The organism is Tomitella biformata AHU 1821 (assembly GCF_000524475.1).
GTDB classification, from domain to species: Bacteria; Actinomycetota; Actinomycetes; order Mycobacteriales; family Mycobacteriaceae; genus Tomitella; species Tomitella biformata.
This window is the reverse complement of record NZ_BAVQ01000071.1, coordinates 15,446-41,790: the sequence shown is the minus strand read 5'-3', so window position 1 is coordinate 41,790 and position 26,345 is coordinate 15,446. Positions and strand designations below refer to the sequence as shown.

Sequence of the window (26,345 nt, the reverse complement as noted above, 5' to 3'; positions counted from 1 at the left end):
TGCGATACCCAGCTACCCTTCCACGGTGTCTGTATCCAGCCCCGACGGCGAGCGCGTAGAGCCGCATGAGTACCCGCTGCCGGTTGAGATACCCGTGACGGAGAACGTGGGCTCCCCGGATCTGGGGCTGAAGACGCAGATCATCCGCTTCTTGGTGACCGGCGGACTGTCGGCCGTCGTGGACTTCGGGCTCTACATCCTGCTGCTCTCCAACGGGATGGACGTGCGGCTGGCGAAGTCCATCGGCTTCATCGCCGGCACCACCACCGCCTACCTGATCAATCGCCGCTGGACGTTCCAGGCGCCGCCAAGCCGGACCCGCTTCGCCGCCGTCGTCGCGCTCTACGCGGTGACCTTCGGGGTGCAGGTGGGCATCAACACCGTGCTCTACGAGGTGCTGCCGGACACGGACCTGAACGTGCTGGTCGCCTTCGTCATCGCGCAGGGGGCTGCCACCGTAATTAACTTCGTGGTCCAGCGCAGGATTATCTTCAAACTTGATTAACCCGGTCGTGGTCAAAATAATGCAGGGAGTCGATCAAAGGTGAATTCGCGTCTAGGCCGCAGCCTGATCCAGCGCACGCTGTTCGCGGGACCCGCCAGCTGGGCCAGCGAGGATCTGTACTGCAAGATCGAGACGGGCGTGGTGCTGCGTCGCCGCGGGTCCATCGCGCTGCAGGCCGGGGCGATCGTGCACACCAACGCCTACTTCGGGCGCTTCGAGGCGTCCTACTGGCAGCGCTGGTCGACCGTCGGCTCGGTGCAGGTCAGCGTGCGGGTGAGCGGGCCAGAGGGAGTGGGACTTGCGGAGGGCGTGATCCGCGTGCGGGCCTCCGATATCGGCAGCCATGTGCGCACCATCGCCGTCGCGCATGTCGGCGGCGGCGATGGTGACAGCGGCCCCCAGACCGTCACTCTCGACGCGCCCATCGACAAGTTCCTCGACGGCGGCGCGATGTGGCTCGAGTTCCGGGCCATCGACGGCCCGCTGACCTTCGACGAGGTCCGCTGGAGCGCCGACGGCGCCGGCGCCGGCCGGCCGACCGCGATCGCCATCTGCACCTACAATCGCGCCGACGACTGCGCCAACACCGTCGCCGCGCTGGCCTCGGACTCCGAGGTGCTCGGCATCATCGACACGGTCTACGTCACCGACCAGGGCACGGACCTGGTGCAGACCCGCCCGGTGTACCAGGACGCGGCGGACTCGCTGGGTGCGAAGTTGCACTATCTGCGGCAGGCCAACCTGGGCGGGGCGGGCGGCTTCAGCCGCGGCATGTTCGAGGTCACCGCGGGCACAGCCGACGCGAACGTGCTCCTGATGGACGACGACGTGCGCGTGGAGCCCGAGACGATCCTGCGTATGACGGCCCTCGCGAACCACGCCATGACGCCCACCCTTATCGGCGCGCAGATGCTGTATCTCTACAACCCGGACTACCTGCTGGTCTCGGCGGAGTCCGTGGACCTGCCGGAGTTGCAGGCCGGACTGCCTGCCGACGAGTGGTGCCTGCAGGATCAGAGCGTTATCGACAACATCCAGGAGCGGCGCATCGACGCCCCCTATAACGCCTGGTGGTCCTGCCTGATTCCGGCCTCGGTGGTGCGGGAGATCGGCCTGCCGATGCCATATTTTTTCCAGTGGGACGACATCGAGTACGGCATCCGCGCGGGCTCGCGCGGTTTCCCGACGGTGACCCTGCCGGGCGCCGCCGTGTGGCATGCGGACTTCTACTGGAAGGACGGCGACGATTTCGGGCAGTTCTTCGGGCAGCGCAACTCCCTGATCACCGCGGCGATCCACAGCGACTTCGAGGTGCGTGCGTTGGCGAAGGTGCTCTCGCGGCGGGTCTCGCAGGCGATCGTCGCCATGCAGTACGGCTACGCCCGCACGCTCCTGTCCGCGATCACCGCGTTCCTGGAAGGGCCGGCGACCCTGGCCGATGGCGGCCAGGCCGCCCTCTCGAAGGTACGGGCCGAGCGCGAGCACCACCCCGAGACCAAGATGAGCCCGATCTCCGAGCTGCCCACCACGATCCCGGTCCGGCGGGCCGTCGGCCAGCTCAAGGAGGGTCGGGAGGACCTGGTGCTGGCAAAGCGCGCTCTGGGGCAGCTGAGCGGGCGCGTGCAGCGCGGACCCGTCGCCATCGCCTACGAGGACGCCCACTGGTGGCACGTCTCGCTGTTCGACGAGGCCTACGTGACCGACGCGTCCCAGACCGGGGTGCGGCTGCGCCGCCGGGACCCCGCGCTGGCGAAGTCGCTGTCCGTGGAGCTGGCTAAGACCATCAAGCGCTTCCACGCGGATGCGGCGGGCGTGCGCGCACAGTTCCGCGCGGCCGTCCCGGAGCTGACGAGCCGGGGGAACTGGGCCCGCCTGTACGGCAGCGACTGAACCCCGCCACCTTCCGATAGTGTGATGATGATCACGCGGACGTGGGGGCGGAGGTGGAGTCGACGGTATGCAGGATGATATTTCGCAGGCTGGCGGATTGGCGCTGCGCACGGAGATCGCGATGTCGTGGAAGCGCTCGCGGCTGAGCGGCGTGGATCCAGGTCTCCGGCTTGCCGTGCCGACTCTGGTGGATGTCGCGGCGCCGGCTGCGGTGCTGCTCTCCGACGCGGCCCGGCCGGTGTTGAGCGAGTTGGCCGACCGTGTCCGCGGATCCGGGGTCTCGATGGTGCTGGCGGATAGGGATTGCCGCATCATCGACCGCTACTTCGACCCGGGCCGGGTGGAGCGGGTCTTCGACCGGACCGGCCTGGTGCCCGGTACCGAGCTGTCCGAGGACCGGGTGGGCACCAATGCGCTGGGCACCGCCCTGGAACTGGGCCGGGGGCTCGCGATCCACGGGGCCGAGCACTTCGCGGAGGACCTCAAGGACTTCAGCTGTTACGGGCATCCGATCCGGCATCCGATCACCCGCCGGATCGAGGGGGTCCTGGACATCACTGTCTCCGCCTCGATGGCGAACCCGCTGTTCGAGCCCCTGGTGGTGCGGGCGGTTGCCGATATCGAGCAGCGGCTGCTTGACGGGGCGCAGGTCTCGGATCGGCGGCTCATGGTGGCGTTCCAGGCCATCGCCCGCCAGCCGGGGGTCGCGGTGGCGGCGCTGGGCGTGGACCTGGTGCTGAGCAATCCCCTCGCCATGGACGTGCTCGAGGCCGCGGACCACACGATGCTGCGCCGCCTCGCCGAGACCCTGGGTCCGGGCGGCGTGCGGCTGCCGCTGGTGCTCGCCTCCGGCGAGCAGATGCTGGTCGACGCGCAGCGGGTCGAGGGCTCGGGCCGCGGGGCACTGTTCCAATTGCGCCCGGTGGCCCGCACCGCGACGCCGATCCGTCGCGGCGGCGGATCCGTCCGCCCGGCCCGCGATCCGGTGGGGGCGGAGCTGACCCGGCTGCGCGCCGCCGCCGGCTCGGTCGTGCTGCTGGGGGAGTCGGGCAGCGGCCTGACCAGTGCCGCCCGGGCCATCGCCGACGGCCAAGACTCCGCCGGGCTCGCAGTGCGGATCATCGAGCAGGCGCACCTGCTCGACGCGCAGGCCGCGCGGGCGCTCGAGCGGGAGCTGTCCGACGACGGGCCGCGCCACGTGCTCACGGTCGCCGCCGGCGTCGAGCTGAGCGCGGAGGTGGCGATGCTCGTGGCCGCCTGCGCGCACCGTTACGAGCTGCCGCCGCTGCGCGCCAGGGGCGGCGAGTTGGCGCAGATCGTGCGGGGGCTCGTGACTGAGCTGGACCGCGAGGCCTCACTGCGCTTCCCGGAGAGCGTGCTGGGCATGCTGGCGGCGCAGCCGTGGCCGGGCAACCTCACCGAGCTCAAGGCGATGCTGGCCCGAGTGCTCGCCAAGCGGACCATGGGACTCGTGGGCCCGGAGGACGTGCCCGCGGAGTACCGCGTCAGCGCGCGGGCCGCGCGCCTGAGCGACCTGGAGCGGGCTGAGCGGCACACCATCATCGGCGCGTTGGCGCGCCACGGCGGCAATAAGAGCCACGCCGCGGCGGCGCTGGGCATCAGCCGCACCACGCTCTATGCGCGGCTGCGCGCCCTTGACATCTCGGGCTGAGGGATCTCGGGGCACTGTTCAGTTCTTGAACAGTTAGCCTCTCGGATCGCGGGCAGTATGGCGTGTGTCACATCAAGCGCCGTAGTATCAACGCCGAGTAGGAGACCGCGATGACCGCAGTAGCCGAGCACCGCCTGCAGCCCGCAGTACAGAGCTTTTTATCTGGGACGAAGCAGCTCTACATCGATGGGCAGTGGGTCGACGCCGCCTCGGGCCGCACCTTCACCACCTACAACCCGGCCGACGGCCAGCCTCTCGCCGAGGTTGCGCACGGCGAGGCCGAGGACATCGACCGTGCGGTGCGGGCCGCCCGCCGCGCCTTCGACGCCGGGCACTGGGCCAACATGAAGCCCAATGCCCGGGAGCGCATGCTCTGGCGCGTCGGCGACCTCCTCAACGAGCGCGCCGAGGAATTCGGACAGCTCGAGGCGCTCGACAACGGCAAGTCCGCCGGCATCGCCACCGCCGTCGACGTCGCCTGGGCCGCGGACGTCTTCCGCTACTACGCCGGCTGGGCCACCAAGCTCGAGGGCACCACGGTCCCTGTCTCGATGCCCTTCGCCCCCGATAAGCAGTTCCACGCCTACACCACGCGAGAGCCGGTCGGCGTGTGCGGGCTCATCGTGCCCTGGAACTTCCCGCTGCTGATGGCCAGCTGGAAGCTTGCCCCGGCCCTGGCCGCCGGCAACACCGTCATTCTCAAGCCCGCCGAGCAGACGCCGCTGACCGCCCTGCTGCTCGCAGAGATCTTCGAGGAGGCTGGGCTGCCGCCGGGCGTGGTCAACATCGTGCCCGGCTTCGGCGACGCTGGCGCGGCGCTCTCCGGCCACCTGGATGTGGACAAGATCGCCTTCACCGGCTCCACCGAGGTCGGCAAGAAGATCGTCGACGCGTCGAAGGGCAATCTGAAGAGGGTCTCCCTCGAGCTCGGCGGCAAGAGCCCCAACATCGTGTTCGCGGATGCCGATTTCGACGCCGCCGTCGAGGGCTCGCTTAACGCCTGGCTGTTCAACCACGGCCAGAGCTGCGTCGCCGGCACGCGCCTGTTCGTCGAGGACACGATTTTCGAGAAGTTCACCCAGGCTGTCGCGGACGCGGCGTCGCAGGTCAAGATCGGCCCCGGCCTGGATCCCACCACACAGCTGGGCCCGCTGGTCTCCCAGGAGCAGTTCGACAAGGTCACCGGGTACATGGCGGCGGGTATTGCCGACGGCGCCCGCGCGCTGACCGGCGGCGGCCGCTGGGGGGAGGTCGGCTACTTCGTTGAGCCCACGGTGTTCGTCGACGTCAAGCCGGAGTTCAGCATCGTGCAGGAGGAGATCTTCGGCCCCGTCGTCGTCGCAATGCCGTTCAACGCAGAAGAGGGGGTGGTGGCCGCCGCCAACGACTCGATCTACGGGCTCGCCGCCGGCATCTGGACCAAGGACATCTCCAAGGCCCACCGCACCGCTCGCGAGATCAAGGCCGGTTCCGTGTGGATCAACCAGTACAACGGCTTTGACACCGCGATGCCGTTCGGCGGCTATAAGCAGTCCGGCTGGGGCCGTGAACTCGGCGCCAACGGCCTCGACGCCTACACCACCACTAAGTCCGTCAACGTCGCACTCTAGATCAACCGAGAAACTAGGAGACCGCCATGAAGACTAAAGCCGCAGTGTTGTTCGAGGCCCACAAGCCCTTCGAGATCATGGAGTTGGACCTGGACGGCCCCGGCGTGGGCGAAGTGCTGATCAAGTACACCGCCGCCGGCCTGTGCCACTCCGACCTGCACCTGATCGACGGCGACCTGCCACCGCGCTACCCGATCGTCGGCGGCCACGAGGGCTCCGGCATCATCGAGGAGGTGGGCCCCGGCGTCACGAAGGTCAAGCCCGGCGACCACGTGGTGTGCAGCTTCATCCCGAACTGCGGCACCTGCCGCTACTGCTCCACCGGCCGGCAGAACCTGTGCGACATGGGCGCCACCATCCTTGAGGGCCTCATGCCCGACGGCACCGCCCGCTTCCACGGCAACGGCCTGGACTTCGGCGCCATGTGCATGCTCGGCACGTTCTCCGAGCGGGCCACCATCTCCCAGCACTCGGTCGTCAAGGTCGACGACTGGCTGCCGCTGGAGACCGCGGTCCTCGTCGGCTGCGGCGTCCCGTCGGGCTGGGGCACGGCGACCAACGCCGGCGACCTGCGCCCCGGCGACACCGCCGTGATCTACGGCATCGGCGGCCTTGGCATCAACGCGGTGCAGGGTGCCGTCGCCGCGGGCTGCAAGTACGTTGTCGCGGTGGACCCGGTCCAGATGAAGCGCGAGCAGGCCCTGAAGTTCGGCGCCACGCACGCCTTCGCCACGGCGGCGGAGGCGGCGGAGAAGGTCAACGAGCTCACCTGGGGCCAGGGCGCCGACGCGGCCCTGATCCTGGTCGGCACCGTCGATGAGGACGTGGTCTCGGCCGCGACCGCCATCATCGGCAAGGGCGGCACCGTGGTGATCACGGGCCTGGCCGACCCGGCGAAGCTCACCGTCCACGTCTCCGGAGCGGACCTGACGCTGAACCAGAAGACCATTAAGGGCAGCCTGTTCGGCTCGATGAACCCGCAGTGGGACATCCTGCGGCTGCTGCGCATGTACAACGACGGCAAGCTCAAGCTCGACGAGCTGGTCACCACCCAGTACACGCTCGAGGACATCAACCAGGGCTACCAGGACCTGCGTGATGGCAAGAACGTCCGCGGCGTGATCATCCACGACGCGAACTAGAGACCACGGCCCGTGAGGGCCGACCTGGCATTGACGCCGCGCGAACCCCCCGTCGCGCGGCGCCAATGTGATGTGGCGCCCTATGCACGGGGCGCCTCGCCCAACTTGTCAGAGGGGCATGCCACGATTGGGGCCATGTCCGCGACGAGAACTTCCGCAGCCCCGGCCCCGGCAGGGATAGTCGATGGGCCGATAGCGGTCGCCGAGTTCTTTGCCGGGATCGGGCTGATGGCCGCGGGGCTCGAGCCGCTGGGCTTTCACGTGGCGTGGGCCAACGATATTGAGCAGGCCAAACAAGACTTGTATGTGGCGAACCGTCCGCGGTCCGCCGAGGCGTTCCACCTCGGAGATGTCCGCAACGCGCAGGGCTCGGACCTGCCCGCGGCCGTGGAGCTGGCGACGGCGTCGTTCCCCTGCATCGACCTGAGCCTGGCCGGCAACCGCAAGGGCCTCGCCGGCGAGCAGAGCGGGATGTTCTGGGAGTTCGCGCGGGTGCTGCGGGAGATGGGCCCGGCCCGCCCACGCGTGGTGCTGCTGGAGAACGTGCATGGCTTCGCCACCAGTCACGGCGGCAAGGACCTGCGCGAGGCGCTCGAGACGATGGGCGAGCTGGGCTACAGCTGCGATGTGATCGCCGTCAACGCCCGCCACTTCGTGCCGCAGAGCCGCCCGCGAATGTTCGTCATCGGGATCGCTGGGGACCTGCCGAAGGGTGCGCACCTGGGCGTGCCGCCGATCTCCAGCGCCCGCCCGGAGTGGGTGCGCGGCGTGCATGAGGCGAACGCCGACTTGCGGATGCACCACATGGAGCTGCCGGAGCTGCCCGACGGGCCCGCCGATTTGGGTGCCGTGGTGCAGAAGATGGCGCCCGACGATGACCGCTGGTGGGACGCCGAGCGCCTGGAACGGTTCACCGCGAGCCTGCGCCCGCTGCACGTCGAGCGGCTGCAACAGCTGCGCGACGCGGGGGCGACGGCCTGGCGCACCGCCTATCGCCGCACCCGCGACGGCGCCACCACCTGGGAGATCCGGGCCGACGGCATCGCGGGCTGCCTGCGGACCACGGGCGGGGGCTCGTCGAAGCAGGCGCTGGTGGAGGTCAAGCGGGGACGCGCGCGAGTGCGGTGGATGACGGCGCTCGAGTACGCGCGGCTGATGGGGGCTGGCGACTACCGCACAAAGGCGCGCACCGATAACCAGGCGATGTTCGGTTTCGGGGACGCCGTGGTGGTGGATGTCATCGGTTGGATCGGCCAGCACTACCTGGTGCCCGCGCTGCGCCCCAGCGTGAGCTGACGGGCCGCAGAGATGGGTGCTCCTGTATTGAGGCAGGTCAGCAAGAAGGACCAGCCGCCGCGCGCGGTGCAGATGATCCGGGCCAAGCTCGCGGAGGTGATGGCGCGTCCAGACCCCGAAAGCCCAGGCCAGCCGATCGGCGAGGCCGTGGGGATCTATGCGTATTTCGACTACGACGGCGAGCCGATTTACGTGGGCCAAACCTCGTCCAAGTTTCGGGACCGGGTGGGCCGGCACCTGACCGGCCAGCGCTCGGATGCCGTCGCGAAGTTCATCCTGGACCCCTTCGAAGTGGCCGATATCGCGATGTGGAGCATCCCGCAGGTGGCTGCGCTGCGGGATCCGGTGAATTCCGCGAAGGCCGCGTCGATCGCCCAGAAGCGCGCTGTGCTCGAGGCCTATGAGTACACCGTCTATAAGCGGCTCGAGGCGGAGAGCCGCTTCGGCGCCGTCCTCAATGAGGCCGCGATCCGGCCGCACAAGCTGATGGCGCTGCCGCAGTCGGTGCGTGGGCGGATCATCCCCGACGAGCTGTGGGACGACCGCGCGCACTCCGATATCCGCATCGCCCGCCGCGCCGCCACCATCTCCCGGCTCTCGCAGATGATCTCCGAGCGCGCCGTCTCCGCCGGCATGCGCAGAACCCTCTTGTTGCAGGCCAAGCGGCTGGCGTGGCTGGCGGATCAGCGCATTGAGGACCTCGGTGCTCGATACCCCGAACTGGAGTCCGGTGCGGACGAGCCGGGCCTGTTCGAGGTGGCCGGCGAGACCGATCTATCTGACACCTGGGCACTATTCGATGAGCACGACGACTGATCCCGGCGCAATCCCTCTCACCACCGGCGCCGGTCTCGTGCAGTCGTAGTGTTGTGGGATGTCGCCCGATCGGCAACCCGCCCACTTCGCGTCTTCCGGCGAGGAGGACCATGCGGTGGCGAAGCCAGGTTTTTCGCCCGGCACTCGAAAGTCCATGCAGGGCAACCGCAGCCGCGACACCAAGCCAGAGTTGGCGATCCGCTCGCTGCTGCATCGCCGCGGCCTGCGCTATCGCGTCGTGGCCCGGCCCATCCCGGGTGTGCGCCGCACCGCGGACGTGGTCTTCACCCGGGCCAAGGTGGCGGTGTTCATCGATGGCTGCTTCTGGCATTGCTGCCCGCAGCATTACCGCCAGCCCGCCAGCAATGTCGAATATTGGCGGGCGAAGGCGCAGCGCAATGTCCAGCGAGACCGTGAGACCGATGCGCTGCTGGCCTCGGCTGGGTGGACGGTGGTGCGGGTCTGGGAGCACGAGGACGCGGGGAGGGCGGCGGAGCGCGTCGCCGGTGTTGTGGCGCGGGCCGCGAGTTTGTGACGATTGCGTGCGAGACGCGCCCTAGGCGGATATCTGGCGGAGTTCCTGGCGAGTCGTCCGGTAAATCTCGACCAGATCGGCGGCGTCGCCCGCCTCGACGCGCTCCACCCAGGAGTCGAAGGCGATTCGAATGGCCACCCCGGCGACCTCGACGAGGAGTTTGGCGTAGGACGAGGACCGGACTCCCCCCACCCTTTCCGCGACATTATGCGTCAGGCGGCACATCGCGAGGGCGTCGGCTGCGAAGGCGGCCGCGCGGAGGTTCTCGTCCGAGGCGATGAGGCGGCGGGTCCTGAGCAACTGATCCCACGTGTCGTCAGTGGACGCCATGAGGCGGCGCAGAAACTGCTCATAGACGCTCTCGATGCCCGCGAGGTCGACCTCCTCTGGCGCTGTCGACCCGAGCCAGTCGAGCAGGGCGGCCTCGAACTCCGGGTCCGTGCCGCACACCGATTCCTCCTTGGTGGCGAAGCATCGGAAATAGGTGCTAGGTGACACGCCGGCTCGGCGGGCGATCTCCTCGACGGTGGTGGCGGCCGATCCTTGCAGCTCAAAGAGCTCCAATGCGGCTTGGGTGATCTCGCGGCGCGTCTCCTGCCGTCTGCGTTCGCGCAGGTCGGGGGTACGTGCATGTGAGGTCGATTCGATCTGGGCAACCATCGGCAGCTCCTTTCGCTCCGGCAGGCAACGCGCGTGGGGCGTTTGCCCGGCAACTCTAGCAGTCAAGTTCAACTTGACAGTCACTGTCATCTTGCTTCAAACTATCCTTTTTGCCGCAGTCGTGTGGGCCACGATCCACACCCCTCAGCCAGAAAGCACCTCGTAATGCAGACGCACCAGGCACAGGATCAACCGGACGTCATCGCCGAGGAGAATCTTGAGCCCGGCAGCAGGCTGCTGATTGGCGTGCTCGTGGTGGCGGCCTTCGTCATGATTCTCAACGAGACGATCATGAGCGTGGCGTTGCCGCCCTTGATGGTGGACCTCGATATCACCGCCAGCACGGCACAGTGGCTGACCACCGGCTTCCTTCTGACGATGGCCATCGTTATCCCGGTGACTGGCTATCTGTTCGAGCGATTCACGCTGCGCCAGGTGTTTATCGCGTCCATGGGGGTCTTCAGTCTCGGCACGCTGCTCGCGGCCATCGCACCCGGATTCGAACTGCTACTGGTCGGGCGGGTGGTTCAGGCCGGCGGCACGGCCATCATGCTCCCGCTGCTGATCACGACGGTGCTGCGAGTGGTGCCCGCGCATAAGCGGGGCAGCATGATGGGGGTCATCTCGATTGTCATCGCCGTTGCCCCCGCCATCGGCCCCACCATCTCCGGCCTTGTCCTCAATACGCTCGACTGGCGCTGGATGTTCTGGATAGTCCTGCCCATCGCACTCGTCACCTTCGCCATCGGGACGGCCTTGGTGAAGAATGTGACCACCCCGAGTCGGACTCCTCTCGACGTGATGTCGGTCGTGCTGTCCGTGTTCGCGTTCGGCGGCATCGTTTATGGGCTGGCCAGCATTGGGCAATCCTCCGACGGTGCGGGCGTGCCAGCGTGGATCCCGCTCAGCGTCGGCATGGTCGCGTTGGTCGTGTTCGTCCTGCGGCAGATCTCCCGGCAGAAGGCCGGACGCGCACTGCTCGACCTGCGCCCGTTCGCGACCCCGACGTTCAGCATCGGGCTGGGGATGCTGTCGATCAGCATGATGGCATTGTTCGGCGCGTTGATCTTGCTGCCGCTGTACCTGCAGAACATCCGTGGGCTCGACACCCTCACCACGGGACTCTTGATGCTGCCCGGCGGCCTGTTTATGGGCCTCCTGTCACCCTTCGTCGGCCGGATCTTCGACCGCACCGGCCCCCGCGTGCTCGTGATCCCCGGCGCAGTGGTGGTCAGCGCGGCCCTGTGGCTGATGACGCTGCTCGACGCCGAGTCAGCGCTTCCGATGGTGGTGGGCATCCACTCCCTGCTCATGGCGGGCCTGGCGATGGTGATGACACCGTTGATGACGTCCGCTCTCGGGTCGCTGTCGAGCGAGCTCTATTCACACGGCAGCGCCATCTTCAACACGGTTCAGCAGTTGGCGGGCGCCGCGGGCACTGCGCTGTTCATCACCGTCATGTCGACCACGGCGGCCGCGCGCGTGGCCGGGGGTGCGACCGGCGCGGCCGCGAGCCAGGACGGCATCCACATGGCATTCCTCTGGGGCGGCGCGGTGTCCCTGATCGCCGTCGCCGCGTCGTTTTTCATTCGGAAGTCGACAGCGGCGGAGCCGGCGCAGGTGTGATTGTTAGGGCTTGCCGCCGAAGCGTTCCTGGCGACCGAGTTTGCGCAGGCGCATCCACTCCCGGAAGCCCGCGAGGTCGCGGCGCTGGATCAGGAAGAACCAGCCGAAGCGGGCGTACTCCTGCGGCAGGAGTTTGCGCATGCCGGGCTGGGCGAGCAGGTAGCCGCGATTGCGGTACGTGAAGTAGCGCTTGCCCGCGTTGTCCGGGAACTGCGTGTGCATGCGCCCGCCGAGGATCGGTTTGAACTCGTCCGCGCCGTTGGGGTGCAGGTAGGCGGTCTCCAAGCAAGTGCCGAAGGGCAGCCCGGAGCGGACCAGGCGGCGGTGCAGCTCCACCTCGTCGCCGCGCACGAACAGCCGCAGGTCCGGCACGCCGACGGCGTCGAGCGCGTCGGCGGTGAACAGCGCGCCGTTGAACAGGGACGCGATGCCGGGCAGCAGATCGGACTCGGCCGCGCCGCCAGTGGAATCAGCGGAGGCCTGCAGTTCTGAGCGGCGCCGACGCCACACCACGCCTCGGCGCAGCGGGAAGGCCAGGACGTCGGGGTCCTCGATATCGCAGACCACGGGGGAGACCTCGGCCAGGCCGTGCCGCTGGGCGCAGGCCAGCAGGATCGCGAGGACGTCGGGCCCCTCGGGGCGGCCGTCGTCGTCGGCGAGCCACACCCGGTCCGCGCCCTGGGCGAGTGCGTGCAGCATGCCAAGGGCGAAGCCGCCGGCGCCGCCGAGGTTGTGCTGCGAGCCGATGTAGGTGACCGACATGGGGGTGGACTCGACCAGCGCCTTGACGTCGTCCTCGCAGGCGTTGTCGATGACGATCAGGTGGTCCAGCGGGCGGGTCTGCGCGGCAAGTACTTTGAGGGACTCGGCGAGGAGCTCCCGGCGCTTGTGGGTCACGACGACGCCGATGATGCGCTCGGACTGCGACGGGTTAGCCACGCGCGCGCTCGTCGCGCTCGAGTTCAGCGAGAACCCGGCGCACATGGGCTGCCGCGTCGGGGCCCTCGTAGGCGCCCACGACCTCCTCGATACTGCCGCGCTGGCGGATGTGGCCGTGGTCGATCCACATCGCGGAGGTGCACAGCTGCGCCAGGAACTCGTTGGAGTGGCTGGCGAACACGAGGATGCCGGCGCGCGAGACCAGTTCCTGGAGCCGGATCCGGGCCTTCTTCATGAACTCCGCGTCGACGGCGCCGATGCCCTCGTCGAGGAGCAGGATCTCGGGGTCGATGCTGGTCACCACACCCATTGCGAGGCGCACGCGCATGCCCGTCGAGTAGGTGCGCAGCGGCATGTTGAGGTACTCGCCCAGCTCGGTGAAGTCGGCGATGTCGTCCATCCGCTCCATCATCTGCTTGCGCGTCATGCCGAGGAAGAGACCGCGGATGATGATGTTCTCGTAGCCGGAGATCTCGGGGTCCATGCCGACGCCAAGATCGAAGACGGGGGCCACCCGGCCGCGGATGGTGGCGCTGCCACGGGTGGGCTCGTAGATCCCGGCGAGCAGTCGGAGCAGGGTGGACTTGCCGGCGCCGTTGTGGCCGACGAGGCCGATGCGGTCGCCGTCGCGCAGGGAAAGCGTGATGTCCCGCAGCGCCTCGATGGTCACCAGGTTCGAGTCGTTGAGCCCAATGGTGCCGCCGGCCTTGCCGAGGAAGGCCTTCTTCAGGGACCGCGATTTCGCGTCGAAGATGGGGAAGTCCACGCACGCGTCATGCGTGTCGATGCTGATGGCCTTGTTGAGCCCGCGCGCGTTGGCGCCGTTGTCAATCGATGTCATTGCCGTCTCTCCGTCAGACCCAGTAGGGCACGCGGGCCCGGAATTGGCGCAGGGCCAGGAGCGCGAGTCCCCAGCCGATGACCGTGATGCCCAGGACGATGTACCAGTGGTACGCCTGCTGCTGCTCGCCAAGCATGGGCGCGCGGATGATGTCGAGGTAGTGGTACAGGGGGTTGATCTCCGCGATCTTGGCGCGGTCCTCCTGACCTGGCCGGTCGGTGATGACCTTGGTGGACCAGACGATGGGCGTGACGTAGAACAGCAGCTGCACCAGGCTCGCGAGCAACGGTGCGACATCGCGGAAGCGGGTGGCGAAGATGCCGAACAGGATCGAGACCCACACGCCGTTGATCACCAGCAGCGCCAGCGCCGGGAACGCCATCAGCGAGGCCCAGCTCAAGTCGTGCGAGCTCCAGAACACGGCGATCATGATCACGTAGATGATCATGTTGTGCATCAGCAGGAGGAATTGGCGCCAGACCAGGCGATATACGTGCACGCTCAGCGCCGACGGCAGCTGTTTGATCAGGCCCTCATTGGTGATGAAGACCTCGGAGCCGTCGATGATGCAGCCCTGGATCAAGCCCCAGATGATGAGGCCCACGGTGAGGAACGGCAGGAAGTACGCGAGGTCCTGGTCGAGGATCACCGAATACAAGAGGCCGAGGGCCAGCGCCATGACGCCGGTGGCGATGGTGATCCAGAACGGGCCGAGCACCGAGCGGCGGTACTTCTGCTTGATGTCCTGCCAGCCGAGGTGCAGCCACAGCTCTCGCTGTGACCAGCCCAGACGCAGGTCCGCGAATGCTCGGGCAAACGTGCGAGAGTCCGAGACCGGGTTCGGGGGGATCTGCTCGTCGGGGACGGCAGCGCTTATGTCGGACACGGTCGCCAAGACTACTAGGGCCGCCTCGTCACAGGTATTGGCCGGTGCCCGGCAGCTGCCCGTGCCCGGAGTTGTCCCGCTGCCCCGGGGCGTCGGGCTGATGGGGCCGACCGCCCGGCGGCAGGGCGTGCTGGAGCTGTTGCAGCTGCGCCTGCGCGGCCATCTGCTGCGCCATGATCGCGGTCTGGATCCCGTGGAAGAGGCCCTCGAGCCAGCCGACGAGCTGGGCCTGCGCCACGCGGAGCTCCGCGTCCGACGGCACGGAGGCGGCATCGAAGGGCAGGGTGAGCCGGGACAGCTCGTCGCGGAGATCGCCGGATAGCCCCTCCTCGAGCTCGCTGATGGACTTCGCGTAGATCTCGCGCATGCGGGTGCGGCTGGCGTCGTCCAGCGGGGCGGAGCGGACCTCGTCGAGCAGCTGCTTGATCATCGTGCCGATCCGCATCACCTTCGCGGGCTGCGAGACCATGTCGGTCAACGAATCTCCGTCGTCCTCAACGAGTTCGACGTTGTCGTCCCTGTCGGGGCTCTCGGATGGGGGTGCCGCGTCGGGGCCCGGTGAGCTCTGAGTGTCGGTCATAATCATTCATTCTGCCTGCTTGGGCTGATCACTGGGAATCGATTCCGTTTCGGACGCGTACCGGTGGGTAGGTGTGGCGACGCTTACGGGTCCCCGCATAGGGTGGACGCATGGCTTATGACGTTTGGGGGGTCCGAGGACTGTTCCCATCTTTGGGTGACGGTTGGATCCATCTGGACGCACAGGCGGGAATGCAGATTCCGGATTCGGTGGCGAGCACGGTCTCGGCCGCGTTTCGGACCTCTGTCTCCGACCCGTCCGGCCCGTACCCGTCGGCTCAGCGCAGCGCCGGGATCCTGGAGACGACGCGGTCCGCGATCGCCGATCTCGTGGGCGGCCAGCCGGAGGGCGTGGTGCTCGGACCGAACCGGGCGACGCTGTTGGCCCGGCTGTCCTGGGCCTGCACGCGGCGCCTCGGCATCGGCACCGAGGTGGTGCTCTCGCGACTCGACGACGAGGCGAATATCGCGCCTTGGCTGCAGGCGGCCCACCTCTACGGCTCCTACGTCAAGTGGGCCGAGGTCGATATCGAGAACTTCGAGTTGCCGGCCTGGCAGTACAGCGAGCTGATCACGGAGGCCACCACGCTTGTCGCGGTCACCGCGGCCTCGTCCAGGCTTGGCGTGATGCCCGATGTGGCCTCGATCAGCAAGCTGGCGCACGCGGTCGACGCGATGATGGTGGTCGACGCGGCCTCCCTGGCCCCGTACCGCTCCATCGACATCGACGCGCTGGGCGCGGACGTGATCGCGGTCGACGCCGCAGGGTGGGGCGGGCCTCCTGTGGGTGCACTGGTGTTCCGGGATCCGGCGCAACTGGAGCGCTTGGAGTCGCTCTCGTTCGACCCGACTGCGACGGGCGTCGCGCGGCTGGAGGTGGGGGACCACCAGTTCGCGATGCTCGCGGGCGTTGTCGCCTCGGTGGAATCGCTGGCCAAGCTGGGCGGCCGCACCACGGGTTCGCGTCGGAACCGGCTGGTCAAGGCGATGGGCGAGCTCAGCGAATTCCAGAGCGGACTGTTCGAGCATCTGCACACGTCGCTTCGGTCCTTGCCGCTGGTGATGGTGCTGGGCACGGACGGGCATGACGGCGTCCCGATGCTCAGCTTCACCGTCGCCGGCATCCCCGCCACCAAGGTCACGCAGCGGATGGCGGACAACGGGATCTGTGCGTTGGCCACGCGCGGCGGCTCCCGCGTGCTCGACGCCATCGGAGTCGCCGAGATCGGCGGTGCCGTGACTATCGGTCTGGGGCACTACACGACAGCGCACGAGGTCGACCAGTTGGTGCGCGTCATCGCGTCGCTTGGATAACAATTGCTGGAGAGTGTGAGTGTCGTAACAATTCTGCTTTCTGCGGGCTGGTAACGTGCCATTTTTGACGGAACTGGATGGCATCCCGGCTGTCGGCGGTATGCAGGAGGCGAATCGTGCTTAAGCGGTCATTGCTATTTGCGGCAATTGGGCTAATGGTGGCAAGTTGCTCGATCGCCATCGGTGGTGAGTCTGGGCAGGATTCGGATGACGGGAACGAGACGGTGCTGGCCGACGTGGAGCCGGCCGCCCCGCCGCCCCCGGTGCGCAAGGAGTCGAATGTGCCGATGCGCGCGTTGCTGCCGGGCGAGACGCCCCCGCAGTTCATCCTGTTCTCCTTTGACGGCGTCGGATTGACGCCCAACTGGGACATGTTTTTGGAGACGGCCGACGAGGTCGACGCCCGCTTCACCGCGCTGATGACCGGCCTCTACTTCGTGGCCGACGAGAACCGCGAGGTGTACCACGCGCCGGGCCACCCACCGGGCGCGAGCGCCATTGCTTTCGGCGGCACCAACGAGGACGTCGTCGAACAGGTGAAATTCCTGAATAAGACCTGGTATGGCGGCCATGAGATGGGCACGCACTATGTTGGCCACTTCTGTGCCGGCAGCGGCTCGCACGGCAACCAGTGGACCACCGCGGACTGGAACCAGGAGCTCGGCCAGTTCTTCAACATGATGACCAACTGGCAGGATATCAACGGACTCCAGGGCGCCGAGCCGCTCGCCTTCGGCCCGGACGTGGTCAAGGGTGGCCGCACCCAGTGCCTGGAGGGGCAGCTTGATCAGCTCATCCCCGCCTGGCACGACAATGGGATGACGTGGGACTCCTCGATGCCCTCGAAGGTGACCGGACTGATCTGGCCCGAGATGATCGACGGCATTTGGGAATTTGCGGTGCCCTATGTCTATTCGCCGGCGATCGGCGGCGGGCAGACCGCGCTGGACTACAACTTCTGGTATTCGTTCAATGGCGCCGCGGACCAGCCGGAGACCGCGCCGGAGATGGGCCGGATTGTGCGTGAGACCTACCAGTACATGTACGACCGCGCGTATTACGGCAATCGCGCGCCGCTGGTGATCGCCAACCATTTCAATGACTGGAACGGCAACTCGTTCAACCCCGCCACCGCCGAGTTTATGGGCGACGTGTGCGGGGACCCGGAGACCATTTGCGCCACCTACGCCGACGTGGTGGCGTGGATGGAGCTGCAGGACCCCGCGCTCCTCGCGGAGTGGCAGGCGCTGCCACCGGTCGCGGGCACCGCGGAGTCCTGAGCGGGGTTCCCCGCGGGGGCCGGGGTTACCGCACCCGCAGGATGACCTTGCCGACGACCTCGCCGGAGTCGAGCAGGCGGTGGGCTTGCGCGGCCTCCGCGATCGGCAGCTCCGCGTGCACCACGGGCAGCACTCGGCCGTCCCTGATCATCGGCCAGACATGCTCGACCACCGCGGTCACGATCGCCGCCTTTCCCGCCGCGCCGCCCGTCGGCCGTCCGCGTAGTCCGGTGGCGGTGATCCGGGCGCGCTTGGCCATCACGTGAGCGATATTGAGCTCGGCCTTCACCCCGCCCTGCATGCCGATGATCGAGAGCCAGCCGTCCGGGGCCAGTGCGGCGATGTTGCGGGCGAGGTATTTGGCGCCCATGTTGTCGAGGATGACGTCCGCGCCGATCGGCTCCGCCATCTTCAGGCGCTCGACGAAGTCCTCCTCGCGGTAGTTGATCGCGATGTCCGCGCCGAGCTCTCGGCACCGTTCGAGCTTGTCCGCGGATCCCGCGGTGACCGCGACGCGCGCGCCGAGGGCCTTGGCGACCTGGATTGCGTGGGTGCCGATGCCGCCCGCGCCGCCGTGGATGAGAACGGTCTGCCCGTGGTGCAATCCGGCCCGGGAAACCATGTTGGACCACACCGTGCAGGCCACCTCGGGCAGCGCGGCGGCAACATGGATATCCATGCCGTCGGGCACCGGCATGAGTTGTGTGGCGGGAACCACTACCTGCTCGGCGTATCCGCCGCCGACGAGCAGCGCGCACACCTGCTGGCCGACTTTCCACCGGGCCACGTCCGGCCCGACAGCGGAAATCACGCCGGAGCACTCCAGGCCCAGGATTTCCGAAGCGCCGGGTGGGGGTGGGTAGTTGCCCTGCCGTTGTAGCAGGTCCGCGCGGTTTACGGCGGTGGCGGCAATGTCGATGAGGACTTCGCCGCGACTCGGTTCGGGGGTGGCAGCGGAGCCCCACACCATGTTTTCGGGACTACCGTGCTGATCAAGGCATATTGCGCGCATGGCTACGACCGTAGCGGCTGTGGAGGCTCGTTGTCGCAGGTCTGGTCTTGACATATCGGTGATCTAGAGTAGAAATATATCCTACTGACAAGTAGCTTTTGGTCTCGAGGCCAGAAATTTCGCGGGGGGCCCGCAATTGTGGAGGGAATCTGAACCATATGGCGGAACTTGCGGGCACTGAGATGGTCGGCGCGGATGGTGTGATCGGCATGGAGCCGGAAGGCCCCGCCGTCGAGGCAGACTGGCTGGAGCCGGAGGAGATGCGGGCGTGGCGCACCTATATTGAGGCCAGCGACCGCCTGCAGGCGGTGCTGAACCGCTCGCTCCAAACCAAGCATGGAATGACGATGGACGACTACCGCATCCTGGTGTTCCTGTCAGAGGCGCCGGAGCGGTCGCTGCGGATGAGTGATATCGCGGACGGCATCGTCGCCTCCCGCAGCAAGCTGACACACCAGGTCCGACGCCTGGAGGCCGCTGGCATGGTTGCGCGGGCAGGATGCGCGTCTGATAAGCGGGGAGTCCTGGCGACTTTGACCGACGAGGGGCTGCGCCGACTCGAGCGCGCCGCGCCGGATCATGTGGCCGACGTCCGCCAATTCATGATCGACGCGATGACCGCGCGGCAGCTCCGTGCGCTCGGGGACGCTTTCGTCAAGGTGGGCAGCCTGTGCCAGGACGTCGAGCAGGCGGACGCCACGTTGGCGAAGGTCCGGGGCCGGGGCGGGAGATCGGCGAGACGCTCGTCGCTGTAGGCTCTGCGGCGAGGAAGCGTGGCAGAGCGGCCGAATGCACTCGCCTTGAAAGCGAGCATGGGTGAAACCATCGGGGGTTCAAATCCCTCCGCTTCCGCAACGTGAAAAGGCTCTGATTCTGGCTGCGAAGCCAGGTCAGGGCTTTTTTGCGCTTGCGGTGGGCCGGGTCGACGCCCAGTGCGCGAGAATGTCCCCATGCGGGCGCGCCAGAAGATCCTCATTGCCACCATCGGGCTGATCGAGCAGGCAGGCTTCCAGGCGGTCAATATCGCCGCGGTGGCGACTGCGGCGGGGGTCTCGCGGCAGACTGTCTACTCCAATTTCGGCACGCTGGAACAGGTGATTTCGCAGTCGATTTCCGACGTTGTGCGGGAGGCGTTGGGCGAGGTCCAGGCCTCGGTGGCGACCGCGGCGACCGCCTATGAGTACGTGGTGGAGTTGATCGTGGCGGGGCGGCTGGTGCTGCGCACGCACCCGGCCCTGGCGACGCTCGTCCTCGCGGAGCGGGGGAATCCGTTGTTCGACGACGAGATGATGGCGTACGCCAAGCCTTTCGGGGTCGAACTCCTGCAGCCGATGGTGGAGCGAAACCTGTTGGGGCCAAAGTATATTGATGACGTGGTCGAGATCGCGGTCCGACTTGGGCTGTCGGCGATCATGTTCGACAGTGACGCGGTTCGCCGCGACGACGACCTTCGGCAGTTTCTCGCCCGCTGGCTGCAGCCAGCGATGACGGCAATCATGTGACCGCCCCCACTTGACACTATGAATCTCGAGTGTCTAGTTTTGTGTTCGCAAGGTCACAGCCCCAGTGGGCCGGCCAGCATCTGGCCGGGGGTCTCCGACTCGTCGCCGCCGCAATTCCTCGAGGAAGTGATAGAGCCATGCCCGCAGTTATCAACCGTCGCTCCTTTCTAGCCGGCGCCGCCGCGGTGGGGGCCGCGCTCACCCTGCCCAGCGTGGTCCCCGCGGGCCTGGCCCAGGCGCGCCCCGGCTCGGTGCCGCTGACCCGGGAGGAGCATCGGGTGGTTGTCGTCGGCTCCGGTTTCGGCGGCGGCATCACAGCGCTGCGCCTGGCCGAGGCTGGCGTGCCGGTGACGGTGCTCGAGCGCGGGATCCGCTGGCCGTCGGGCCCCAACGCGGAGACTTTCCCGCACCCGACCCGGCCGGACAAGCGGATCCTCTGGCACCAGTCCAACCCCGAGTTGTTCGGCCGCAAGCTCGCGTTCGAGCCGTACACGGGCCTGCTCGAGGCCATTACCGGCGAGAATATGACGGCGCTGTGCGCGGCGGGTGTCGGCGGCGGATCGCTGGTGTACCAGGGCATGACGCTGCAGCCGACGCCCGCGGTGTTCAACGCGCATCTCCCCGAGGCGCTGGATTATGCGCGGATGGACGCCGTCCACTATCCGCGGGTCGCGCGGATGCTGCGCCTGTCCACCGCGCCCGACGAGCTGATCGCGAGCCCCGCCTATGAGGCGGCCCGCGTGTTCGCCCGCAACGCGGAGCGCGCGGGGCTGCCGGTGGAGAAGATTCCGATGCCCATCGACTGGGACTACGCGCTGGCCGAGTTGCGCGGGGAGATGAAGCCGTCCTACACCAACGGCGACGGCGCGTTCGGCGTCAACAACGGCGGCAAGCACTCCGTCGACGTCACCTATCTGGCAGCCGCGGAGGCGACGGGACGGGTACGGCTCGAGACGCTGCACCAGGTCACGGACGTGGAGCGGGCGCCGGATGGGCGCTGGACCGTGTACGTCGACCGCACGGACACCACCGGCCGGGTGCTGGAGACCAAGATCCTGACCACCGGCGCGCTGGTGATGGCCGCGGGCAGCGCCAACACGACCAAGCTCCTCGTGCGCGCCGCGGCGACGGGCCGGATCACCGACATGCCCGACGCGCTGGGCGGCGGCTGGGGCACCAACGCCGACCGCATCTACGTCTGGAGCGACCCAACCGAGAACTTCGGCGCGGAGCAGGGCGGACCGGTGGTCTACGGCAGCAAGAACTGGCAGGATCCCGACGCCGCGTTCACCGTGATCCAGGCGTCGATCCCCCCGCTGGGGATAGGTATGGACCCGCACAGCACGATGCTCGTCGGCTACGGCGTCAGCGCGGACCGCGGCCGGTTCACCTACGACCACGCCCGCGGCGAGGCCGTCCTGCAGTGGCCCCGCGGGGGCGACGCCGCGATCCAGCGCCACATCGACCCCGCAGTGCGCGCGATCGCCGGCCCGTCCGCGCTGGTCACCGACACCAACGCGCTGATGCCCACGACCTGGCATCCGCTCGGCGGCGCGTGCATGGAGACCGTCTGCGATCTCGAGGGCCGCGTGCACGGCCAGCGTGGGCTCTATGTGCTCGACGGCGCGCTGTTGCCCGGCAACACCGCGGCCTGCAACCCGTCGATGACGATCGCGGCCATTGTTGAGCGGGCGCTGGAGGACATCGTCGCCAAGGACGTCGGCACGGTCATCTAGACGGCCGGGCTGATGAAGTTGCCCTCGGCCTCCACCGTCACCCCGCCGGCGTCGGACAGGGTGCCGACGACGATGGTCTTGCGGCCCTCGACCCGGTCGACGCGGGCCTCGGCGCGGAGCAGGCCCAGCGGCGTGCCACGGCGATAGCGCAGGGTCAGGGTGCCGGTGAAGCTGAAGGTCACGGAGCTGGCGGTGGCGCCGAGGACATGGTCGAGCACTAGTGCGCAGACCCCGCCGTGCACCAGCCCCGGCGGCCCCTCGTAGGCGGCGCCGAGCGTGAACTCGGCCCAGCGCCGGCCGTCGGCGTCGGCCTTGACGACGAGGGGCGGCGCGATCGCGTTGCGGAGCCCCATGGCGGCATTGCCCCAGGACATGTGCTCGCCAGCGGTCGTCTTTCGTGCGCCGTAGGCGCCGTCGAGCTGCCGTGCGCGGAGTTTGGCGGTGGCGGCGGCGATGTCTGCGTGGACCTGCCGGACGACGTCGTCGTCCACCTCGGTGCGGATGGTGGCATCGATCAGCTCGCGGACCGCCTCGGTGAGGGGGCCGTACAGGGCTCGGCGGCGGGCGAGCTCGGCGGTGTCGATGTCCTCGGTGATGATCTGCATACCGGAATCAGTCCTCTTCCTCTTCCGCGTCGAAGTCGGCGTCGAAGATCTCGGGCAGCCGCTGCAGCGTGAAGGGCTGGGTGAGCCTGGCGACGACGTTCTGGTTGGCGAACATCCCGGACTCCCAGTGCGCCTCGCTGCGGGGGCGGCTGTCGATCCATCGGACCCGGACCACGTATTCGCTGAGGTCCTCGTCGTGAGATTCCGCGCCCATCGCCTCCGCGCGCAGAGGCAATCCCAGGATAGGGACGTCGCCGGCGTCGGCGGCCACGATGAAGTCCCGGACCGCGACTGCCGGCGCGAGGACCTTGCCGACTCCGACGTATCCGGTGCCGGGGATCATCGCCCAGACGCGGGCCCCCTCGAAGAGCCTGGCCATGGCTTTGCGGTACTTCGGGCCATGGCCGGCTGAGACAAAGCCGTACTGGCGCATGTCATCCCAGTTCCGATGCTCGCTCTCGCCGACCGCGACGGCGAAGTCCACGCCGTTCCAGTGTGGTTGGCGCCGGGTGGTCGCCGAGGGTGCGGGCTCCACGTCGGGGTCGCTGAGCCACGAGCGGGCGAGGAACTCGCGGCCGTCGTCGAGCAGGTATTCAAAGAATAGGACGTTGATCGGCACGCCGTATCCGCGGAGGTAGTCCACGATCTGCTCGGTGCTGGTGGTCATCTCGGTGGCGACGATCGCCAGATGGTGGTCCGTGTTGATCTGCTCCGGGAAGTTGACGCCGAAGTGATTGCTGAACGCGGTCTCCAACCGCTTGCCCTCATGGTGGCGCGCATACAGGCCCACGACGTCCTCGGTGGACAGGCCGCGAATCCAGAAGCCGTACTCGAGGGCCTGCGCCACGACATCCCTCGGGGTCTTGTCGCGCTTCAACTCGATGAGATGCAGGTCCCCCTGCTCATCGATGGCCAGCAGGTCGATGCGCTTGCCGAACTCGGTGATCACCTGCCGGCCGATCGATAGCAGATCCCCCAAGCCCAGGATGTCCAGGTGCGATTCGAGGATGCGCTCTAGGCGCTCCTCCGAGTCGATTACCCGGGGTGGCAGCCGCTGCGCGCGATCCCCGTCGATCCGCCAAATGCCGAGCTTCACCGTCATAGGCGGAGCATAGCGTCCGGCACGTGAGGCATGGCTCGCCGCCGATCAGGGCCGGTGGGGGCAGGTTCCAGTACGTTGGGAGAGGTGAATGGGGACCAGGATCAGCTCAGTTTCGCTTCGGCCGACGGCGTCCATCGCTGTCATGTCCAGGAGTGGCTGCCGGACGGACCGCCGCGCGGGGTGGTGCAGATCGTGCACGGCATGGCGGACCATATCGGCCGGTACAGGGAGTTCGCGCGATTCCTCACGGCGGCCGGCTACGCGGTGCTTGGGGAGGATCACCTCGGGCACGGATTGACGGCCGGACCCGGGGAGTGGGGCTATTTCGCCGAGCACGACGGCTGGAATACCGTTGTCCGCGATGTGCGGACCGCGAGGTCGCTTGCGATGCAACGCCATCCCGATGTCCCGCACTTTCTACTCGGCCACAGCTTGGGCTCGCTGCTGACCCGTCAATATCTCATCGACTATCCGGGCACGGTGGCCGGCGCACTGCTCTCCGGCACCGGCCATGTGCCGACGCTGGCCGCGGGGGCAGGCGCGGCGGCGCTGAGCGGGTTGGCGCGGGTGCGCGGCGCGAACGTGGTGAGCGCGCTGCTGCAGAAGCCCTTCGGCTCGTACAACCGCCGGTTCGCGCCCACCCGGACGGAGGCGGACTGGTTCTCGCGGGATCCGGCGATGGTCGACGCGAACCTTGCGGACCCGCTGTGCGGATTCCCCGCGACGATTGGCCTCTCGCGGGACCTGCTCGTGGGCGCGCGGGGCATCGGCAACCGCAAGAATCTGCGCCGCATGGACCCGTCGACCCCGGTCCTGCTGTTCTCCGGAGGTGAGGATCCGGTCGGCGGTCGAGGGACCGGGGTGCGGCGGGTCGCGGCCGGGTTCCTGCGTGCGGGGAGCGGGGACGTGACGGTGCGGATCTACCCGGGCGGTCGGCACGAGATGCTGGCCGAGGTCAACCGCGAGCAGGTGTACGCCGACATCCTCCGGTGGCTGGAGCGGCTTCACTCCGCGTCGCGCGTCCGGATCTCCGAGTAAAGTTTCGCCCCATCGACCGGGAGGAAGGCTGCTGAGGGCGGGGTTAGTTGACCGACCCGATGCGATTGCGGGCGGGCGCGGCGACTGGCGACGCGGCGCTGAGATAGTCGGCGAACGCGCCGAGGTCGGTCGGCCCGCCGACCACGTCGACGCCCTTCGCCAGCTCCGTGAAGCCGTCGCCGCCCTCTGCGAGGAACTTGTTGACCGTCACGCGGACCAGGGCGTCACGCGCGACCTCCACCCCCGCAATGCGCAGGTTGCGGACCTTCTGCCCGGCGGGCGCGGCGGCGGACACGTCGTAGGCGAGGTTCGCGGAGGGGGCCAGCACGACGTCGCCATCTGACCGGAACTGTTGCTCCAGAACGGCATTCAACTGGGCCCCGGTCAAGGTCAGGGTACGCAATTGGTTGCGGAATGGCTGCACGTTGTGGGCGCTGGCGTAGTTGACGGGCCCCTTCTCGAGGCTCGCGCGCAGGCCGCCGGGGTTCGTCAGCGCCACCTGCGCGCCGCTGGCGGTCGTCGCGGCCAACTGCGCGTCGGCCACCAGGTTGCCCAGCGCGGACTGCCCGGTCTCGTCCCGGTGGCGATCGATCTTCTCACTGACCTCGCCGATGGGGCGCTGCGACGTCTCCGCGGACAGCTCCTCGGCGCGCGCCACGAGGGCGGCCGCTGTTGGATTCGGCGTGATGTCGCGGGTGACAACCTGATTGAACGTCGCGACACGATCGCGGAGCACCTCGCCGGTGGCGAGGTCCACGGTGACGTCGGCGACGGACACGCCGCGTCCGCGGCCGTTGGACTGCAGCACCGAGCGCGGTCTGCCGTCAGGATCCGGCAGGACGCAGTTGTACTGGCCGGAGTTCTGCCCGGTGAAGATCACGTCGACCTTGGGGGAGGCGGCGCTGGCCACCTCATGCACCCGGCCAGCGGCGTCGCAGCCCTCGGTGGGGATGCCCTCGTGCAGAAGCAGCACGATTGTCTTGACGCCGAGAAAGTCCAAAAGGTCTGCGGTGCGATTGATCTCGGTGATCTCATCCGTGAACCGGAGCCCCGCGACACCGTCGGGCGTTACGCGGGACGGGGTGTCTGCGGGGGTGATCGCGATGGTCCCGACGGGGATTGTGCCCGCGAAGTTGACGGTGAACGGCAGGGTCGCCGGGCGGCCGTTGTCGAAGACTATGTTCGACGCGACAATGGGGAATCTCGCCCCGCTGAAGCCCTCGCCGAATTGGCAGCCGTCCACCGGGTGGCAGCCGCCGTTCTTGAGCCGCAGGAGCTCGGTGAAGCCCGCGTCGAGCTCGTGGTTGCCGATTGCCGAGGTCGCGATGTTCAGCGAGTTGAGGAACTCGATGGTCGGCTCGTCGTGGAACAGCGAGGACTCGAGTGGGGTGGACCCCACATTGTCGCCGACGGTGAACAACAGCGAGTTCGGCGACGTCGCCCGCAACTGCTCCAAGTAGGCCGACAAATAGGCGGCGCCGCCCGCGGGGGCCGTGGTCCCGTCCGGGCGTGTGATCGTGGACTGCGGCCCCTCGGGCGGCGACAGCGCGCCGCCGAAGCTGTTGATCGCCAGCAGCCGGATATCGGCCGTCTGCTGGGCTGCAACCTGTTGGCCGGGGCCCGCAAGCGGGTTGGCCTGCGCCGGGGCGACGGTGAGAGCGGTGGTCAACGCGAGCGACAGGGCGGCGGCAAGAGAGCCCAGTGAGGCGACGCGTCGGCGCACTGAGCTCCTTCCACGGTGATAGGCGACCGCAGTGAG

Annotated in this window: 24 protein-coding genes and 1 tRNA gene; 16 read left to right on the top strand and 9 right to left on the bottom strand. The window is 68.0% G+C overall.

What is annotated here, in order from left to right; translation table 11 throughout:
• Positions 1-25: 25 nt before the first annotated feature.
• The 8 genes from TBIF_RS16800 (at position 26) to TBIF_RS16765 (ending at position 9,466) form a co-directional block, all read left to right on the top strand.
• Complete coding sequence (locus TBIF_RS16800; protein ID WP_304941180.1) at positions 26-505, top strand: GtrA family protein; 480 nt, start codon at positions 26-28, stop codon at positions 503-505.
• Positions 506-544: 39 nt separating this feature from the next.
• Complete coding sequence (locus tag TBIF_RS16795) at positions 545-2,395, top strand: glycosyltransferase (RefSeq protein WP_024795915.1); 1,851 nt, start codon at positions 545-547, stop codon at positions 2,393-2,395.
• A gap of 67 nt (positions 2,396-2,462) precedes the next feature.
• Entirely contained in the window at positions 2,463-4,067 is a 1,605-nt protein-coding gene (locus TBIF_RS16790; RefSeq protein WP_024795914.1) for a sigma-54-dependent Fis family transcriptional regulator, read from the top strand.
• A 110-nt stretch (positions 4,068-4,177) separates the two neighbouring features.
• On the top strand, positions 4,178-5,677 hold the full coding sequence (locus TBIF_RS16785) for an aldehyde dehydrogenase family protein (protein ID WP_024795913.1): 1,500 nt from the start codon (positions 4,178-4,180) through the stop codon (positions 5,675-5,677).
• A 26-nt stretch (positions 5,678-5,703) separates the two neighbouring features.
• The gene (locus TBIF_RS16780; RefSeq protein ID WP_024795912.1) at positions 5,704-6,819 is read left to right on the top strand and encodes an NDMA-dependent alcohol dehydrogenase; all 1,116 of its coding nucleotides are present in this window, start codon (positions 5,704-5,706) and stop codon (positions 6,817-6,819) included.
• Between the two features lie 135 nt (positions 6,820-6,954).
• The gene (locus TBIF_RS23855) at positions 6,955-8,115 is read left to right on the top strand and encodes a DNA cytosine methyltransferase (RefSeq protein ID WP_038171667.1); all 1,161 of its coding nucleotides are present in this window, start codon (positions 6,955-6,957) and stop codon (positions 8,113-8,115) included.
• Positions 8,116-8,142: 27 nt separating this feature from the next.
• A complete protein-coding gene (locus TBIF_RS23850) occupies positions 8,143-8,931 on the top strand; it encodes a GIY-YIG nuclease family protein (protein WP_051461602.1) in 789 nt (262 codons plus the stop codon).
• Between the two features lie 154 nt (positions 8,932-9,085).
• A complete protein-coding gene (locus tag TBIF_RS16765; RefSeq protein WP_024795911.1) occupies positions 9,086-9,466 on the top strand; it encodes a very short patch repair endonuclease in 381 nt (126 codons plus the stop codon).
• 21 nt (positions 9,467-9,487) lie between these two features.
• Here the strand turns inward: TBIF_RS16765 and TBIF_RS16760 are convergent, their stop codons facing one another.
• Complete coding sequence (locus TBIF_RS16760; protein ID WP_024795910.1) at positions 9,488-10,126, bottom strand: TetR/AcrR family transcriptional regulator; 639 nt, start codon at positions 10,124-10,126, stop codon at positions 9,488-9,490.
• A gap of 165 nt (positions 10,127-10,291) precedes the next feature.
• On the opposite strand from TBIF_RS16760, the gene TBIF_RS16755 reads away from it, so the two are divergent.
• Positions 10,292-11,752, top strand: coding sequence for a DHA2 family efflux MFS transporter permease subunit (locus TBIF_RS16755; protein WP_024795909.1), 1,461 nt, complete (start codon positions 10,292-10,294; stop codon positions 11,750-11,752).
• Between the two features lie 3 nt (positions 11,753-11,755).
• Here TBIF_RS16755 and glfT1 read toward each other — a convergent pair whose 3' ends face one another.
• The 4 genes from glfT1 to TBIF_RS25470 are packed head-to-tail and all read right to left on the bottom strand — an operon-like array spanning position 11,756 to position 14,998.
• Complete coding sequence (glfT1, locus tag TBIF_RS16750) at positions 11,756-12,736, bottom strand: galactofuranosyltransferase GlfT1 (protein ID WP_084611764.1); 981 nt, start codon at positions 12,734-12,736, stop codon at positions 11,756-11,758.
• Positions 12,684-13,532, bottom strand: a complete 849-nt coding sequence (gene wzt, locus TBIF_RS16745; RefSeq protein ID WP_051461601.1) for a galactan export ABC transporter ATP-binding subunit Wzt/RfbE — start codon at positions 13,530-13,532, stop codon at positions 12,684-12,686. The genes glfT1 and wzt overlap by 53 nt, the downstream gene beginning before the upstream one ends.
• 13 nt (positions 13,533-13,545) lie before the next feature.
• Positions 13,546-14,409: a galactan export ABC transporter permease subunit Wzm/RfbD gene (gene wzm, locus TBIF_RS16740; protein ID WP_024795906.1), complete on the bottom strand. Its 864-nt coding sequence runs from the start codon at positions 14,407-14,409 to the stop codon at positions 13,546-13,548.
• Between the two features lie 37 nt (positions 14,410-14,446).
• Positions 14,447-14,998, bottom strand: coding sequence for a bacterial proteasome activator family protein (locus TBIF_RS25470; RefSeq protein WP_024795905.1), 552 nt, complete (start codon positions 14,996-14,998; stop codon positions 14,447-14,449).
• 110 nt (positions 14,999-15,108) lie between these two features.
• Between TBIF_RS25470 and TBIF_RS16730 the strand changes: the two genes are divergently transcribed.
• On the top strand, positions 15,109-16,311 hold the full coding sequence (locus TBIF_RS16730; RefSeq protein ID WP_024795904.1) for a cysteine desulfurase-like protein: 1,203 nt from the start codon (positions 15,109-15,111) through the stop codon (positions 16,309-16,311).
• Positions 16,312-16,466: 155 nt separating this feature from the next.
• Complete coding sequence (locus TBIF_RS23845) at positions 16,467-17,591, top strand: polysaccharide deacetylase family protein (RefSeq protein WP_235174825.1); 1,125 nt, start codon at positions 16,467-16,469, stop codon at positions 17,589-17,591.
• Between the two features lie 25 nt (positions 17,592-17,616).
• On the opposite strand, the gene TBIF_RS16720 is transcribed toward TBIF_RS23845, so the two are convergent.
• Positions 17,617-18,603 carry an NAD(P)H-quinone oxidoreductase gene (locus TBIF_RS16720; protein WP_024795903.1) on the bottom strand — a complete coding sequence of 329 codons (987 nt, stop codon included), beginning with the start codon at positions 18,601-18,603 and terminating at the stop codon, positions 17,617-17,619.
• Positions 18,604-18,812: 209 nt separating this feature from the next.
• Here TBIF_RS16720 and TBIF_RS16715 point away from each other — a divergent pair, with 209 nt between their 5' ends.
• The 4 genes from TBIF_RS16715 (at position 18,813) to TBIF_RS16700 (ending at position 21,841) form a co-directional block, all read left to right on the top strand.
• Positions 18,813-19,358: a MarR family winged helix-turn-helix transcriptional regulator gene (locus TBIF_RS16715; protein WP_024795902.1), complete on the top strand. Its 546-nt coding sequence runs from the start codon at positions 18,813-18,815 to the stop codon at positions 19,356-19,358.
• Between the two features lie 12 nt (positions 19,359-19,370).
• Positions 19,371-19,455, top strand: a tRNA-Ser gene (locus tag TBIF_RS16710).
• Positions 19,456-19,553: 98 nt separating this feature from the next.
• Positions 19,554-20,105, top strand: a complete 552-nt coding sequence (locus tag TBIF_RS16705) for a TetR/AcrR family transcriptional regulator (RefSeq protein WP_024795901.1) — start codon at positions 19,554-19,556, stop codon at positions 20,103-20,105.
• 137 nt (positions 20,106-20,242) lie between these two features.
• Complete coding sequence (locus tag TBIF_RS16700; protein ID WP_024795900.1) at positions 20,243-21,841, top strand: GMC oxidoreductase; 1,599 nt, start codon at positions 20,243-20,245, stop codon at positions 21,839-21,841.
• Here TBIF_RS16700 and TBIF_RS16695 read toward each other — a convergent pair.
• A complete protein-coding gene (locus TBIF_RS16695) occupies positions 21,838-22,446 on the bottom strand; it encodes a PaaI family thioesterase (protein ID WP_024795899.1) in 609 nt (202 codons plus the stop codon). The two genes, TBIF_RS16700 and TBIF_RS16695, sit on opposite strands and share 4 nt — an antisense overlap.
• A gap of 7 nt (positions 22,447-22,453) precedes the next feature.
• Positions 22,454-23,548 carry a DUF8606 domain-containing protein gene (locus TBIF_RS26010; protein WP_024795898.1) on the bottom strand — a complete coding sequence of 365 codons (1,095 nt, stop codon included), beginning with the start codon at positions 23,546-23,548 and terminating at the stop codon, positions 22,454-22,456.
• 84 nt (positions 23,549-23,632) lie between these two features.
• Between TBIF_RS26010 and TBIF_RS16685 the strand changes: the two genes are divergently transcribed.
• A complete protein-coding gene (locus tag TBIF_RS16685; protein ID WP_024795897.1) occupies positions 23,633-24,586 on the top strand; it encodes an alpha/beta fold hydrolase in 954 nt (317 codons plus the stop codon).
• A gap of 43 nt (positions 24,587-24,629) precedes the next feature.
• On the opposite strand, the gene TBIF_RS16680 is transcribed toward TBIF_RS16685, so the two are convergent.
• On the bottom strand, positions 24,630-26,309 hold the full coding sequence (locus tag TBIF_RS16680; RefSeq protein ID WP_024795896.1) for a bifunctional metallophosphatase/5'-nucleotidase: 1,680 nt from the start codon (positions 26,307-26,309) through the stop codon (positions 24,630-24,632).
• Positions 26,310-26,345 lie beyond the last annotated feature (36 nt).

Bases quoted from the DNA above. Each gene is read 5' to 3' on its own strand.
- TBIF_RS16790 (WP_024795914.1), top strand. From the start codon at position 2,463: ATGCAGGATGATATTTCGCAGGCTGGCGGATTGGCGCTGCGCACGGAG.
- TBIF_RS16785 (WP_024795913.1), top strand. From the start codon at position 4,178: ATGACCGCAGTAGCCGAGCACCGCCTGCAGCCCGCAGTACAGAGCTTT.
- TBIF_RS16780 (WP_024795912.1), top strand. From the start codon at position 5,704: ATGAAGACTAAAGCCGCAGTGTTGTTCGAGGCCCACAAGCCCTTCGAG.
- TBIF_RS23855 (WP_038171667.1), top strand. From the start codon at position 6,955: ATGTCCGCGACGAGAACTTCCGCAGCCCCGGCCCCGGCAGGGATAGTC.
- TBIF_RS16765 (WP_024795911.1), top strand. From the start codon at position 9,086: ATGCAGGGCAACCGCAGCCGCGACACCAAGCCAGAGTTGGCGATCCGC.
- TBIF_RS16760 (WP_024795910.1), bottom strand. From the start codon at position 10,126: ATGGTTGCCCAGATCGAATCGACCTCACATGCACGTACCCCCGACCTG.
- TBIF_RS16755 (WP_024795909.1), top strand. From the start codon at position 10,292: ATGCAGACGCACCAGGCACAGGATCAACCGGACGTCATCGCCGAGGAG.
- glfT1 (WP_084611764.1), bottom strand. From the start codon at position 12,736: ATGTGCGCCGGGTTCTCGCTGAACTCGAGCGCGACGAGCGCGCGCGTG.
- wzt (WP_051461601.1), bottom strand. From the start codon at position 13,532: ATGACATCGATTGACAACGGCGCCAACGCGCGCGGGCTCAACAAGGCC.
- TBIF_RS25470 (WP_024795905.1), bottom strand. From the start codon at position 14,998: ATGACCGACACTCAGAGCTCACCGGGCCCCGACGCGGCACCCCCATCC.
- TBIF_RS16730 (WP_024795904.1), top strand. From the start codon at position 15,109: ATGGCTTATGACGTTTGGGGGGTCCGAGGACTGTTCCCATCTTTGGGT.
- TBIF_RS23845 (WP_235174825.1), top strand. From the start codon at position 16,467: ATGGTGGCAAGTTGCTCGATCGCCATCGGTGGTGAGTCTGGGCAGGAT.
- TBIF_RS16720 (WP_024795903.1), bottom strand. From the start codon at position 18,603: ATGCGCGCAATATGCCTTGATCAGCACGGTAGTCCCGAAAACATGGTG.
- TBIF_RS16715 (WP_024795902.1), top strand. From the start codon at position 18,813: ATGGAGCCGGAAGGCCCCGCCGTCGAGGCAGACTGGCTGGAGCCGGAG.
- TBIF_RS16705 (WP_024795901.1), top strand. From the start codon at position 19,554: ATGCGGGCGCGCCAGAAGATCCTCATTGCCACCATCGGGCTGATCGAG.
- TBIF_RS16700 (WP_024795900.1), top strand. From the start codon at position 20,243: ATGCCCGCAGTTATCAACCGTCGCTCCTTTCTAGCCGGCGCCGCCGCG.
- TBIF_RS16695 (WP_024795899.1), bottom strand. From the start codon at position 22,446: ATGCAGATCATCACCGAGGACATCGACACCGCCGAGCTCGCCCGCCGC.
- TBIF_RS26010 (WP_024795898.1), bottom strand. From the start codon at position 23,548: ATGACGGTGAAGCTCGGCATTTGGCGGATCGACGGGGATCGCGCGCAG.